The sequence below is a fragment of the Bradyrhizobium sp. 2TAF36 genome (assembly GCF_052114925.1).
GTDB lineage: Bacteria > Pseudomonadota > Alphaproteobacteria > Rhizobiales > Xanthobacteraceae > Bradyrhizobium > Bradyrhizobium barranii.
The window spans coordinates 1-13,889 of record NZ_JBFRFR010000128.1; the positions used below are offsets into that span (position 1 = coordinate 1).

General features: G+C 59.4%; 14 protein-coding genes. 2 read left to right on the forward strand and 12 right to left on the reverse strand.

Annotated elements, in window-relative coordinates:
* The 10 genes from AB4Z51_RS41320 to AB4Z51_RS41365 form a co-directional block, all read right to left on the reverse strand.
* Positions 1–1,512, reverse strand: a 1,512-nt coding sequence (locus AB4Z51_RS41320) for a PAS domain S-box protein (RefSeq protein ID WP_441499438.1), incomplete at its 3' end; no start/stop codon positions are given.
* A 13-nt stretch (positions 1,513–1,525) separates the two neighbouring features.
* Positions 1,526–2,158: a chemotaxis protein CheC gene (locus tag AB4Z51_RS41325; protein WP_028160080.1), complete on the reverse strand. Its 633-nt coding sequence runs from the start codon at positions 2,156–2,158 to the stop codon at positions 1,526–1,528.
* Entirely contained in the window at positions 2,155–2,538 is a 384-nt protein-coding gene (locus tag AB4Z51_RS41330) for a response regulator transcription factor (protein WP_441499439.1), read from the reverse strand. Before AB4Z51_RS41330 ends, AB4Z51_RS41325 begins: the two co-directional genes overlap by 4 nt.
* A gap of 321 nt (positions 2,539–2,859) precedes the next feature.
* Entirely contained in the window at positions 2,860–5,052 is a 2,193-nt protein-coding gene (locus AB4Z51_RS41335) for a chemotaxis protein CheA (protein WP_441499440.1), read from the reverse strand.
* Positions 5,049–5,438, reverse strand: a complete 390-nt coding sequence (locus AB4Z51_RS41340) for a response regulator (RefSeq protein ID WP_028153489.1) — start codon at positions 5,436–5,438, stop codon at positions 5,049–5,051. Before AB4Z51_RS41340 ends, AB4Z51_RS41335 begins: the two co-directional genes overlap by 4 nt.
* Positions 5,435–6,283 carry a CheR family methyltransferase gene (locus tag AB4Z51_RS41345; RefSeq protein ID WP_441499441.1) on the reverse strand — a complete coding sequence of 283 codons (849 nt, stop codon included), beginning with the start codon at positions 6,281–6,283 and terminating at the stop codon, positions 5,435–5,437. The genes AB4Z51_RS41340 and AB4Z51_RS41345 overlap by 4 nt, the downstream gene beginning before the upstream one ends.
* Positions 6,276–6,899, reverse strand: coding sequence for a HEAT repeat domain-containing protein (locus tag AB4Z51_RS41350; RefSeq protein ID WP_441499442.1), 624 nt, complete (start codon positions 6,897–6,899; stop codon positions 6,276–6,278). The genes AB4Z51_RS41345 and AB4Z51_RS41350 overlap by 8 nt, the downstream gene beginning before the upstream one ends.
* A complete protein-coding gene (cheB, locus tag AB4Z51_RS41355) occupies positions 6,899–7,966 on the reverse strand; it encodes a chemotaxis-specific protein-glutamate methyltransferase CheB (RefSeq protein WP_212110319.1) in 1,068 nt (355 codons plus the stop codon). The genes AB4Z51_RS41350 and cheB overlap by 1 nt, the downstream gene beginning before the upstream one ends.
* Entirely contained in the window at positions 7,963–9,471 is a 1,509-nt protein-coding gene (locus AB4Z51_RS41360; protein ID WP_441499443.1) for a chemotaxis protein CheW, read from the reverse strand. The genes cheB and AB4Z51_RS41360 overlap by 4 nt, the downstream gene beginning before the upstream one ends.
* Positions 9,464–11,395 (reverse strand): methyl-accepting chemotaxis protein, encoded by a 1,932-nt coding sequence (locus tag AB4Z51_RS41365; RefSeq protein WP_028160074.1) that lies wholly within the window; start codon positions 11,393–11,395, stop codon positions 9,464–9,466. The genes AB4Z51_RS41360 and AB4Z51_RS41365 overlap by 8 nt, the downstream gene beginning before the upstream one ends.
* A 115-nt stretch (positions 11,396–11,510) precedes the next feature.
* Here AB4Z51_RS41365 and AB4Z51_RS41370 point away from each other — a divergent pair, with 115 nt between their 5' ends.
* Positions 11,511–11,762 carry a hypothetical protein gene (locus tag AB4Z51_RS41370; RefSeq protein WP_441499444.1) on the forward strand — a complete coding sequence of 84 codons (252 nt, stop codon included), beginning with the start codon at positions 11,511–11,513 and terminating at the stop codon, positions 11,760–11,762.
* Positions 11,763–12,376: 614 nt separating this feature from the next.
* On the opposite strand, the gene AB4Z51_RS41375 is transcribed toward AB4Z51_RS41370, so the two are convergent.
* A complete protein-coding gene (locus AB4Z51_RS41375) occupies positions 12,377–12,577 on the reverse strand; it encodes a hypothetical protein (RefSeq protein WP_441499445.1) in 201 nt (66 codons plus the stop codon).
* Between the two features lie 221 nt (positions 12,578–12,798).
* On the reverse strand, positions 12,799–13,677 hold the full coding sequence (ligD, locus tag AB4Z51_RS41380; protein ID WP_441499446.1) for a non-homologous end-joining DNA ligase: 879 nt from the start codon (positions 13,675–13,677) through the stop codon (positions 12,799–12,801).
* A 129-nt stretch (positions 13,678–13,806) separates the two neighbouring features.
* On the opposite strand from ligD, the gene AB4Z51_RS41385 reads away from it, so the two are divergent.
* The coding region (locus tag AB4Z51_RS41385) for a transposase (protein WP_441499447.1) at positions 13,807–13,889 on the forward strand (83 nt) is incomplete at its 3' end.

Here is a 13,889-nt window from a genome sequence, read left to right on the forward strand (position 1 = left end):
TTCCTCGACAGTCCTAACCTCGATCGCGGGCCCAACCGTGTTGTTGATCAGATCTCGCATCCCAGCAACCAGGCGGTTGATGTCCGTCGCCTTCGGGTCGAGAGTCTGCCGTCGTGAAAATGCCAGCAATCGATGCGTCAATGCGGCTGCGCGGTTTGCGGCACCTCGCGCCATTGAGATATATCGATCGACATCCTTGTAGCGCGCCTGTGCGATGCGAATTTGTAAGAGCTCGAGGCTGCCGGAGATTCCCGTGAGCAGATTGTTGAAGTCGTGCGCCAGGCCGCCCGTCAACTGGCCGACCGCCTCCATCTTCTGGGACTGACGCAAGGCGTCTTCGGCTTTGGCGAGCGCGTCCTCCTGCCGGCGCTGCTCCGTGATATCCCGCGCCACGCAGTACAGGAGTCCGTCCGCATTTACAGCCGTCCATGAGAGCACACGATAATCGCCGTTTTGCGTCCGCATGGTATTCTCGAAGTTGAAGGTCTTTTCCGTTGCCGCAAGGCGATTGAACTCCGCACGGAACGCCCGCACGTCGTCCGGGTGCTCAAGCCATTCCGAAGTCTTGCCAAGAATGTCAGCGGAGAACCATCCAAGGATGCGCTCCCAGGCCGGATTTACACTGATCCAGACGCCGTTGATGCTCGCGACGCCCAGCATGTCTTGACTGACCTGCCAGATCTGGTCTCGCTCCTGGGTGCGCTCAGCCACCCGAAGCTCCAGAGTCGAATTCAAGCTTCGCAAAGCTTTCTCGGCAGCATGCCGTTCGTTCACGTCGTGAAGAATTGCGGTCACGAATACGTGGCCGGCGCTGAGCCAACGGGAAGCTGAGACCTCCAGATAACTGCTAGAACCATTCGCCCGGCGAGCTACTAGTTCGATCGGTCGCGACGGGCTTGGATTGTCCAGAACCTCTCGCCAGAATTCGTTCCACACTCCGGAATCATCGAACAGAGGTGAAAGCGGTCGGCCAATCAATTCCTGTTTGGTGTAGCCCAACTCGCGCAGAGCCGCGGGGTTGGCGAATTGGATCAGACCCGAGGCATCCACAGTGAGGATGGCATCCGGCGCGCTTTCGACAACGGCGTCATAACGCGCGTTCTGTCGCTCGCGAAGCACTCGCTCCCGATGCGCGGACGCTGTAACGTCTACGATCTGCACAACACAGCTAAGCCCTGGCATGGTCCCGATCGGTCGAACCGAAATATTGTGAACCATCTCCAGTCCAGCCCGCGTCCTGAGCGGCAGCAGGTTGCGATTGAGAGTGTGTGTCAAAAAGCTCGACGAATTCAGCGTCAAAGCCTCGGAGATCGAGGCAGCAAGTCGTGCGGAGAGTTTACCGGAGAAGACCTCAGCGAGCGTCCTCTTATCTGCTTGCGTCGCCGTAACTCCACTAGCCGACGCGAGCCAATCGTTCCAGCCGATCACTCGCTGGTTGTGGTCGAGAACCGCGACGCCAGCGTCGAGCGCGTCGATCGCAGCAAGCAGCAGTTCCCGTTCAAGCTCGATCATTGAGAGATACGCTTTAGCCGGTCGCCCGTTCGATGAATTCGTCGAGCAGGTGCGTCAATGCGGTGAGGGAAGGAAGATCCATAATCATGGCGATGTAGCCGCTAATATCACGCTCACGAATGGCGAAGTCGATGTAGAGAAACATCACCACATCGCCTGCTTCGGGGGGCGGAGCGAGACTGAAGAACGTGGTCGCGTTGCCTCGCAGGACTTCAGGCAAAGACATCTTCAGACTTCGGTGCAGCATATTAGCGATGGTCGCAAGACAGCTATTGAGCAACACATTGCCGGTCTCAGCCAACGCTTCCTGCTCCAGCTCGATAATATCTTCCAGAGGGAGGTCGCCGCCGGTGATCGCCCTGACAAGTTCCAGGCTCTTGGTTTCAGGGAATATGAGCAGAGCGCGGCCGGTAATGTCACCCTCGAACACCTGATGGACGGCAACGAGATTTTTGGCTTCTCGTTCCGACAGAATTCCGATTGCCTCACTCCGGCTGACCAGGGCGACGGTGGGCACGGACAGATGTACTTGCGCACCAACCATGGCTCGCAAACTATTCGCCGCCCGGCTGACCCCGATGTTGACCAATTCGGTCAGGGCATCGAGCTGCAAATCCGAAAGCAATGCCGTCGGCCTGGTTGTCATTTTTTTGCCGCCTGAAGTTGCCCAACGGCAGTTTGAAGGAATTCTCCCAAAGCATGCTGCGTGAGAGGCTTCTGCAGGAAGGTCGCCCCGATGGCTTTCGCCCGCGCGACGATCTCTTCCTGATGGTTGGCAGAGACGATGGCAATTGGCATAGATGGGTTGGCGGCCTTGAGTTCGGCCGCCAATTGCAGCCCGTCCCGCCCCGGCATGTTGAAATCCAGCAGCGCGATGTCGAATGATTTGCTACTCCCCATTGAGACCGCTTCGTCGGCTGTCGCCGCCTCGACGCGTGTCCAATTGGGATAGAGTGCGTTCAAAGCCTTGGCCGCGGACATCCGGGCCAGCTTGCTGTCGTCTACGATGAGAAGCTTATAGGTCATTCTTGTCCTGGGCCTTTGGCAGTGGCGATGGTATCACTTTACTCGCATCTCCTGGTCTTCTCGGTAAGGTCGAACTTGCATCCCGGGCTCGTCCGAGCGCGGGCYGAACGATGGCCTCGAGAAAAGCGTCCTTCGGCACACCCGAGGGAACCCGGCCCGCAGCCAGTAGGACCTGGATGACAGCGGCATGAGCACTAGTGCACCTCGCCCAGTCTATTGCAACACCGGGGTCATCGAGCAACTTCTGAAGCAATACATCGGCGTCCTCGATCGGACAGTCGTCGATCAGCAGAATTCCACCGAGGTCGCCGAGCTCGATCGTCATTCGAACAACTCCTGGACGTCCAGCACGATCAGGACGCGACCATCGCCGAGCAAAGTCGTTCCAGCCACGCCGCGCATATTTTTCAACAGTCCATCCATTGGCTTGAGCATGACCTCCATCCGCTCACCGAGCTTGTCGACCTCGATTCCGCCGAGATGGCCAGTCGAAGAGATCACCACAATTCTAGTTTCCTTTGTTGCCTCGCTCGCCGGGGACAGGCCAAGGCTCTCAGCCAGGTTTATCAATGGTATCGTTCTGTCACGCAGCACGAACGCCCGACCGCGACCGATGGCAGCGAGATCCTTGCAAGGCACGCTCGCCGTCTCGACAACCGTATCGAGCGCAAAACCGAAGACCTGTCCAGCCGTCTCGGCGGTCATCACCTTGGTCAACATCACCGTAAAGGGCAAGGTCAGCCGTATTGTACTGCCTTGACCCGGGTGGCTATCGACGCTTACGACTCCTCCGACCCGCTCAACTGCAGCCTTGACGGAATCCAGACCGACACCGCGGCCAGACAATCCCGTCACTTCGGATGACGTGGAGAATCCCGGCGCATAGATGAGTTGCACGACGTCGTTGTCGTTCATTTCGTTCAACGATGCCTGGGACAGTAAGCCGCGATCTGCGGCAACCTCCCGGATCCGCCGGACATCGATGCCGCGCCCATCATCCTCGACCTCGACGATGACGTTCTCTAGGTGCCGCCGGGCTCGCAAGATGATGGTCGCGGACGGCTCCTTGCCGAGCGCCTTACGTGTTGCTGGGTCCTCGCTGCCATGATCGATAGCATTCCGAATAATGTGGAGGAGCGGCTCAAACAAACTCTCGACAATGGTCGCGTCTGCCTCGGTGGATTCACCTTCGGTGATAAACGTGACGGACTTGCCAATGCTTGCCGAAATCTCACGAACCAGACGCGGAAAGCGCTGAAAGACCTGCCGAAGCGGCAAGACCCTGATCTTGAGGACGGCGCGCTGCAGCTCGCCGACAAGCCTGTCCAACCGCCCTTGTTGCTCCCGCAGATCGGCTAGAAGTTCCTTCGGATCGACGCCGTTCTGAATCTTTGTCGCGATGTGACCGAATGCATTTTTGGCCACTGTCAGTTCGCCCGTCAGGTTGACCAGGGCGTCGACGCGCAACGGATCGACCCGCATGACGCGATTTGGCTGCGCTTGCGTGCGGACCGGTGTGTCCGAATGGGCGGCGCTCTCAATCCTGGCTGGCCCATCGAGGATGTTCTGAGTGGCCTCGATCAGGGCCGTCGCATCACCGTCGACTAGGCATGTTTCCAGCAATGCGGCCATTTCGGCGGCAGCGTCTCGCAGCCCGGCATGCTGCAAGACGTTGACCGCCACCCTCCCGGCGGCGGCCATGCGCCCCAAACGCCCTTCTGTCCCCCTCTCGTGCAATAGAAGGATTTGAGCTTGCAACAGGGATCGCAGATCCTGCTGTAGGTCGATCGCGTCGGGGTGCAATTCTACGATGTCGAGCGTCCCGGGCGCGCCTTCGAACGCTGCCCTCACCAGCTCCTTCGAGGCCCTTGAAACTCCGACGATATCGAGCACGCAGGAAAACGGATCAATGTCATGGAGGATAACTCCGTCTGGAAGCGTCAGATCCATAACGACGAGATCGGGGACTTCTGCCAACCGCGCCAAAGGATCCTCGCCGCGGAAGAAAGCGTCGGCGTCGGGTTGGAAATGCAGGACAACCCCGGTGGGCGGAAAACTGCCGCTGTGAGCATTGCGAAAAGCCTCGAGCCAATTGGGATTGGTGTTGGTGCGCGAGCGGACGTCGCCGGATTCCGGAGCTGTGCCGATGAATTTTGCCACGATGGCGCCTGCGGCATCGTCGGCGTTCGTCGGTGGCTCACCGGTCGCCTCCATCTCGTCAAGCCATCGCGTGACCTGGTCGAGACAACCGAGACAATCATCGATCAGTCTCGGCGATACCTTTCTCGTTTCATTCCGCACCTCCGACAGCGCTTCTTCTGCGGCGTGCAGAGCGCGTCCCATCGCAGCGAACTCCACGATCCCTGCGGCTCCCTTCAAGGTATGAAATGCTCGGAACAGTGCGTCGATCGTCTCCCTGCCGCTCTCGCCTTTCTCCATCGCCAACAGATCATTCGTACCCTGTTCGATGAGTTCGCGCGCCTCCAGCAAGAATTGCTCGACGAATTCGTTCATCGGGCGACTCCGGCGAGCAGATCGATGTAGTTGGCCAATGCCTCCTGCGAAATCGGCTTCACTACATAGTAGTTGGCCCCGGCACGCCGAGCGGCGGCGATGTCCTGCTCACCAGCTTCGGTGCTTGTCACCAACGCAGGGATCCCGGCAAGAGGGAGCTCCTTGGATCGCAACATGCTGAGAAAAGTCATGCCGTCCATTTGCGGCATGTTGACATCGACGATGACAACGTCGAAAGGCTGCATCAGCAGCTTTTCCAGCCCCTCAAGACCGTTCATCGCTTCACCGACATGATAGCCGGCCTTCTCGAGCGCCTGGCGATAATAGGCTCGCACCAGAGATGCATCATCGATCACCAGGACATTCTTCTTGCCGTCTGGTGTCATGGACTCTTCTCCCGGGGCCTACGATAGACAATGGCGTCGGAGTACCGGCAGACCTCGAACAGCGGCGAGATGCGGCTCATGGATTCCGTGTGTCCAAGACAAATAAACCCGCCCGGCAGAAGGTTATCATAGAGGTTTTCGGCCACAACGCGCCGAGATTCATCGTCAAAGTAAATCAGGACGTTCCGGCAGAAGATCACGTCAAACTGGCCCTGGGTTAGCGTCTGCCGGGTCTCCACAAGATTGACCGGGGAAAATTGCACCGATTGCCTAAGATCGTCGAGAATGAGCCACCTCTCATCGTCCAGTTGCTCAAAATATCGAGCAACTAGGTCGGGCGACAAGCGCATCAGCGCTCGCTTTCCGAAGATGCCGGCGCTGGCCGCCCCAAGCACGCGCGTATCGATGTCGGAGCCCACGATCTCGATGTCAAAATTGTCGACCTCCGGCCAGTTCTCAAGCAACCAGATTGCAATCGAATATGGCTCCTCGCCCGTCGAACATGGCGCCGACCATATTCGTATCGCGTCCCCGCGCCGCTTTTCCCGGACGCGCTCGCGCAGCAAGTCCTTGGTCAAGCATTCGAGCTGGTGATCCTCACGGTAGAAATACGTCTCGTTGACCGTGAAGGCATTGATGATGTGCTCAACCTCGTCCCGAAGTTCGCTGCGCAGAAAGGCGAAATATGCGGGAAAGGTCTCGATCGACGTCGCGGCCATGCGTTCGGCGATACGTCGCTCGACATAGTATCGTTTGGCTTCCGTAAACACCATTCCAGTCCGCCGATACAGAAAATCGGTGAGCCGGCGGAAATCATCTTCTGTGACGATCGGGGAATCAGTCACGGCTCGACGCTTGTGAGCCGATACGACCACGGGCAACCTGGATCGCAAAACTTAGGAAGGGGTCGTCGGGAAAACGTCGAGCGCATGCCGCCAGGAATGGCAGCACGTCAGGCCCCCCCACTTCCGCAAGCACCTCGACCGCAGCGCCACAAACGTTAGCCTGACTTTCGGTCGCAAGGATTGGCTGCAACAGCCGGCTTGCCTCGCTGACGGGTTGATTGCGGACGAGTTCGCAAGCCAGAACGCGGACATCCGCGTCTTTGTCAATCAGGAGTCCAGGAAGATGAGATGCGGTCGCCTCGGGCATGAGGCGTAACGCATCGAGCGCGCCTGCGCGCAAGCTCGCATCATCCGAACGCAGATAAGGCAATACGGCCGCAGCGCTCTCGGGTGTCCGAGTGCGGACCATGCTGGTAAAGATCGCTTCCCTGACGCGAGGATCGGTCTCGCGGGAGAGCGCATCGCCCAGTAGCGATAGTCCGTTCGGCATGTCGGCCACCGACCGTGCCGCAGCCCAGCGTTCGTCGATTGAGCCGCCCGACAGCGCCGCCGCCAACGCAGAGGATTCGAGCGACGAGACCGCTGCATTGCTGGAGCCGCGCCTGACCAGGGGCATCAGGGCACCAGCTTTATGAGCTGCGTTGCGATGCCCGGCAACGGAACGACAAAGTCAGCTCCGCCCAATCTTACCAGTTCGCCGGGCATGCCCCAGACGACAGCCGTCTCCTCAGCTTCCGCGATTGTCCGCCCACCCTGGGCCTGAAGATGTGTCATTGCTTCCGCGCCGTCGTCGCCCATGCCGGTCATGAGCACTCCAATCAACTGGCCGGCAGCCATATGGTTCATTGCGCTGCGGACCAAGCGATCGGCGCTGGGGTGCCACGGGTAGTCCAACGAAGGCGCTGCCGTTACAATTAGGCTCGCGCCACGTTTTGATACGACGATGTCGGCATCGCCTCGCCCGATGTAGACAAAGCCGGGCTGCAGCGGCGTCGGCTTGCGAACCTCCGTGACGCTCAGGTCGCAGAGCCCATCCAGTCGTTTTGCCAGAGAGCCGGTGAAGGTATCCGGCATATGCTGGGCCACCAATATTGGCCACGGAAATGAGGCCGGCAGGGGCGCCAAAAGAGCCTCCAGCGCTGGCGGCCCGCCGGTCGAGACCCCTACCAGAACCAGCCCGTCCCCGGTGGCAGCCAATTTTCCCTTTTTGCGCGGCCGGGTGACGCCAGCGGCCTTGTAACCGCCGATCTGGTGCCGAACACGCTCCCTCAGCCGGAGGGATCGCTTTAGACGTGCTCCAGCGGCCTGGCGAACTTTTTCCACCAATTCCGGCGCGATTTCTCCGATGCGGAGCGAAACGGCGCCGGTGGGTTTGGCGACGAAGTCTATGGCCCCAAGCTTGAGAGCTTCCAAGGTCGCATCCGCACCGTCTGCGGTCAGGGACGAGACCATAATGACCGGGCAAGGGTGCTCGATCATGATCCGATCGAGACAAGTCAATCCGTCCATCTCGGGCATGTGMACATCGAGCGTCACGACATCGGGTGCGAATTCCGCAATGGACGCCAATGCCTCCTTCCCGTTGCGCGCAAACGACACACGGAAGTCCGGCTGCTCGGCGAAAACCTTTCCGAACAATTTTCGGGCCAATGCTGAATCGTCCACGACCAGCACATTAATCACCGCTTTGGTCGCCCTGTCTCGTTGAGAGACGTCGTCTTGCTGAAGGACTCCAATAATCCCCGCTCGGTCCGGCTCAACAACTCCGACGGATCCAGCAGCAGCAGCATTCTGCCGACCTCCTCGAGATTAATCACGGAGCGGACGAATCCGGCAGCCTCGCCCGTCAGGTCCGGTGCCGCCTTGATCGCGTCCGGGGAGCATCGCAAGACCTCCGTCACGCTGTCCACGATGAGCCCGGCTCGATGTTGCTCGGTTCGCACAACGACGAGCCGGCGRCCGGCGATGTTCTCGGCGGTCGGCATGTCGAACCGGCGACGCTGATCAACAACGGGGAGGACGACGCCGCGCAGATTCACGACGCCTTCCAAAAATTTGGGCGTCCTTGGCAACCGGGTGATCTGCTCGGGAACGCGGGCGACTTCATCGACCGCTTCAATCGGAAGCGCGAACTCATCCTCGTTCAATTTGAACGCCAGGAAGAGAAGGTCCCGGCTAGCGGTTTCGCCGACACGGGCAATCGGTGACTCTGTCGCGCGATCGGTACGGGTCAATCTCTGCATGACGTCTTCCCGAAAGAGGCGATCCGGAGCCAGGATGGAAATCAATCGCGTCTTGCTGGCACGATAGATTTCCGCGATTTGCGTTTCCCCGCCGGCGCGCGCGCGTAGGATCGGGGGCGCCTTCTCGACGAGTTCAGGATCGACGGTTATGAGCGACCTTGTCCCATCGGCGACCAATCCAACCGAGGTGTCGCCGACCCGCGTGACTACGACCTTGTTGCGCGCTAACGACGCGGTCGGCAATCCCAACAAGACCCTGAGGGACAACAGCGGAAGTAGCGTATCGCGGTATGGTATCACGCCCAGGACGACGTCGTCGCTGCCTGGAAGATGCGTCAAATGATCGGGCACGGGAACGATCTCTTGGACCGCTTGCAAATCCAGCCCGTATTCCTGATCGGCGACGTCGAGCGTCAACAGCCGCCGGCGACCGTCGATATCGGCCCGCGTGCCGTCAATTTTTGCCGCTACGGCGACCGTCGTCCGTTTCGCTTCCGTTTGCGGAAAAGAACGCGTGAGAAGCGCGTGTATATCGAGGATCTTTGCAATCTTGCCGCTGCTTTGAAATACGCCACGCAATTCTTCCCCTGCCAACGTTGCCAGGTCGGCGTCTTCGCGCCTGATCTCGGACTCTGCCACCGTCACCAAGGCTGTGACTTCGTCGACGGCCACCGCGACCGGCGCAGCTCCATCGAGCACGATTAGCCTCGACGTCGACGTCGACGCGGTCTCGTCGCGACCAAGCAACGCTCGCACGCTCGCAACCGGCATCACGACGCCTCGCAGATTGGCGAGCCCGAGCAGGCTCTTCGGAGCCTGGGGAACCCGCGCAAGCGGCGTGATGCGGATGACCTCCGCGACCTGACCTGCGGGCAGAGCATAGAGTCGCTCTTCCGACCTAAAGGTCAGGTAGCGTTGATCAATGCCTTGGCCTGTATTAGCCATGCTGCTTTTTTAGTTCGTCTGACAAGGACGCTATCTCCTCGATCGCGGCAGCGAGGTCGTCAGCACCCTGTGCCTGCTCGGCCGATGCAGTCGCAGCCTGGCGCGAGGCCGAATTCGCCTCTTCTGCAGCCACAGCGATTTGCTTGGCGGCGGCGGCGGTTTGCCCCGCCGCAACTAGGATGGCCTCCGCTCCCTCTCCGATCGTCCGATATGAGGCGCTCAGCGACGCGATATCGGTGTTCATATTGTCCAGGACTTTAACGACTCCGCGGTTGTTTTGAACTTCGAGTTCGGCTGCGCTGACGAGCTGTTCAAGGTCCCGTCGCAAAACAGCGATCTGATCGAGAATGTTGCGCACACTGTCTTTGACCCGATCGAGGCTCTCTGACGCCTCGCGGGCTAACCCACGAATATCGTTCGATACTAGAGCGAAACCGCGACCGGCATCACCGGCACGCGCAGCTTCCACAGCACCACTGACCGCAAGCATGCTGGTCTGAATCGTGACCAAAGCGATCGACTCGACGATCTTCTCGATCTTGCGTCCAACGGATTCAAGCAGAATGATCGTCGTCAGGCTGCCGCGCGTCTGTTCAAGAGCATCACCCACGCCGGCGATCATTTCGGTGACGGCAGTTCGGCTCCTGACAAGAACGCTCTCGATCGCCGCGACGCGCTCGTTCGCCAGCCGAATCCGGTCCTGCGCGATCCGTGCGCTCTTTTCGATCTGGGCCAGAGCTGCTGAGGTCTGCTGCGCGGCAGCCGCTTGTTGCGTCGATCCTCGATTGATCTGTTCGACAGCGGTCGAAATTTGACTGGCAGCGCTTGAAAGCTCCTGGATTGTGGCGGAAAGCTCCTCTGCCGTGCTGGCGATTTGCTCAGGTGCCGATCCTTCGGCGGAACCCGAGCGTAGTTGTTCCGAAAGCGCGGCGAGACCTTGCGCGGCCCTCTGTCCTTGATCCAGCGAATCCGACTGCTGCCGAATGGCCGATTGCGCTTCGTTGGCCGCCGAGGATTGCTCTTCGGCAGCGCCGGCTACGAGCTCGGCTCCCTTCTGCGCTTCGATAATGGCGCGCTCCGCTTCCAGCGAGGCAGTCAGCGTATCCAGAGAGCCCTCGGCCATTGCCATCATGTCTTTGCGAACGGCAATAAGCTCCTGCGCAATGAGCGAGCCGGCCTTGGATTGGGCTGTCGCGATGGTGGCGGCCGAGTTGATGACCTCCACCGCTCCACGGACATTCGATGTGATCTCTTCGGCAAGGCCCTGCACTTCCAGGGCGCTCTTGTCGGAGACCTGAGCAAGCGCTCGGACCTCCTCGGCGACGACGGCGAAGCCACGACCATGATCTCCCGCACGGGCAGCCTCGATCGCCGCATTCAAGGCCAGAAGATTGGTCTGATCGGAGATCCGGCTCACAGTGCCGGTGATCGAACCGACGTCTTTTGCACGACGTTCCAGCTCACTGATGATTCTTCCCGTCGCGACTTGCCGTTCCGCGTTCTTTTCGATGGCTTGGACGGACGCGGAGATCTGCGTGCTGGCTTCGGCAACCAGGACCTGTGTACCTTCGGTTAGGCGGCGAGAGTCCTCCGCCTCGCGGCGGGCAACGGCTAGATTTTCCGAGACGCTCTTGATCGCCGCGAGCTGTTCCTGTGTGGCGCCTGCAGCTTCGTCCGCGCCCGCCGAAATCTGTTCCATCGAGCGCCTGAGCTCTTCGGCGGCGGCGGCGGCCTCGGTCAGGCCGCTGGCCAGTTCCTCAGTTGCCGCGGCGATCCGCTCGGAAACCTTGTCTTTCTTGGAGCCCTTTACAGCGGCGGATGACGAGAGCGGCTTCGCCGGCGAGCGGGACGTTTTGGCACTGTTAGCTGGTAATGCCCGCTTCGGTGTTGCCGGGGCAATTTTCGTCGTCTTTACAAGGGGCATAGCTCTCTCAGGCTGCCTGCAGTGGGAACCAACAGTACCATTCTTCCGGAGTCTAATCGCCAATGTCCATGATCTTTGTTTGGAAAATGGCGATGTCAGCCCCGGAGGTCGCTCAATGCTTAACGGCGAAATTGCTGCGCATGCGTATTTGTCGGCGGCATCGACGCAATTCTGGAAGAAATTGTCTTACAGGCATGGGAACTTATGCGGGAGGATCGGGCAAAAGAACGCGCGCGGAATCGCCGGCCGCAACGCGCGCGGCCGCTATGACCACTCCGGATCTGAATGGCGGGCCCGGTTTCCCGAAGGCCAGAAGGACCATCAGCACTACATCGACAAGAAGCTTGTCGGCTCGGCGATGTCGTGAAACTGTCGGTGAATGCAGACGCCGTGCCGAAACAGGAAGCGGCGTAATTTAAGAGCTCCTTTCGGAGCTGAAATGGCGCGCAGGCCCTGCACCCTACATCGCAGATATACCGCGCGCCGTGACGACTTCGAGCACGGCGGCCGTCGTGAGTAAATGCAAAAAGTCACCGCTTGTTACTGCTTGGAACGATCTGTCTGATCAGTGTCTTACCTTGCACAGGAGGACACCATAGCCGTCAACAGACCTATTGGTGACAATGCCCGTAAGGGTGCGGTGAAGAAACGCACTGAGCTCAAGAACCCGCTCACGAAGACCTAAACCAAGCGCAACAAGAAGGGCGGCAATCATGGCCGTCAAGAAGAGCGCGGTGAAATACAAGGGCGTTCGGAAAGAGAAGTGACGAAGCTCGTCATAGTGGCGGCAATCATCCTAACGGCGCTCATTGCGTTTTCGGTGTGGGTGATTGCGCTATGACTTGAGAGGTGTCGGGTACATCAATCTCATTTAGATTGCCCTGACAGTCACACGGCATCCCCGCCCCACACTGGCAGCCTACCTCAATCGACCACGCCACCTTGGTGTGATTTTTGGAGCCCCATCCGAGTCCCTTGCCGTTACGCTGAGGAGCGAGCACGCCGCGTCAGGTGAAAGCGCTCGCCTCGCAAAAACCTAAGACCTTCCACCGTGCAGTGGTGCGCGTCGTCGGTTTTGTCGGACAGGAATTCGACAAGGCGCTCGCGCGCTTCCTGCTGTTGTTCGGGAGTGAGGTTCACCATCATCCCGTACGTGTGCATAATCTTCTCGATAACATCCATGCACATCAAACTGCTGGATGGAACAAAGGTTCCAGTAGGCTGTTAGGGCGAGGAAGGAGCCTCCATGGATAAAGTGACTCGTTGTTTGCGGTGCGGCAAGAGAACTGTGCCCGTCCCCGGCCTTTATGGCCGTACAGAGCTGCAATGTATCTTCTGCGATGGGCCGAATCCGCTGAAGATTGAGCAAGCGAACAAATTGGCGGGTAGCGCTTTCGCCACTCCTATTTCCGAGACAACCCCTTAAACGAGCTCGCCCTCAATAGACCTTCTGAGGAGATGTCTCGAAATTCGATATCGGCGTAAAACGTCGGCTCGACCCATGTAGCCTTGGGCTTCCTGATCGGTTTGGTCAGCTTAGCCTTAGGGCTCACGACGGTGTCGAGCTTCTTGCGGATCTCGCTGGAGACGGTACGAGACCACCCCGTCCCGACCTTGCCCATGTAGACCAGCTCTTTGCCCTCCTTCTTTCCGAGGTACAAGGCAGCGACACCTGAGGGGTCTTTGACGAAGCCGACGACAGGAAATTTGCCGTGCTGGACGGCTTTGACTTTCAGCCAGCCTTCGTTGCGGTCGGAGCGGTATGGCGCTTCGACGCGCTTCGAGATGATGCCCTCGTAGTTGAGCAGAGCCGCGTGCTCGATCATCTCCTGGCCGTCGCCAATCAGGTGGTCGCTGTAGAGCGCGGGCGCTTCGACGCCGTGGGTATCAAACAGCTCCTTCAACAACTCCTTGCGGGCAAGCTGAGACGTTTTCCTTAAATCTTTGCCGTCGAGCCATAGCAAGTCGAAGGCGTAGTACAGCAAACGATCCTGCCGGCCGCCTGCGAGTTCAGGCTGTAGCTCAGAGAAGTTGGTACGGCCTTCATGGATGACCACGACCTCCCCGTCGATGATGGCCTGGTATGGAAGGTCGAAGGCACCGGCAATGACGGAGAAGCGCTTAATCCAATCGTGGCCGTTGCGGGTGAGGGCCTTGTGGGTGTCACCGTCGAGGTGAAGCTGGATGCGGTAGCCGTCGTACTTGACCTCGTGAATCCAGTCCTCGCCCGCAGGGGCTTTCATCTTGAGGGTGGCAAGCTGGGGCTTGATGAAGCCCGGCATCGCGCGTCTCGTACGCCTTGTCACTTACGCTACTCACAAAAAAACCGCCGCCGGTGTGGGGCCAGTGACCTTGCCCCGCGGGTTTAATCCAGTTTGAAGTTCGTTCTGGCCCACGACAAGGACCAGAGCATGAAGCGCAGCCGCTTTTCGGAAGAGCAGATCATCGGGATCTTGAAGGAGCATGAGGCCGGCGTGTCGGTCGCCGATCTGTG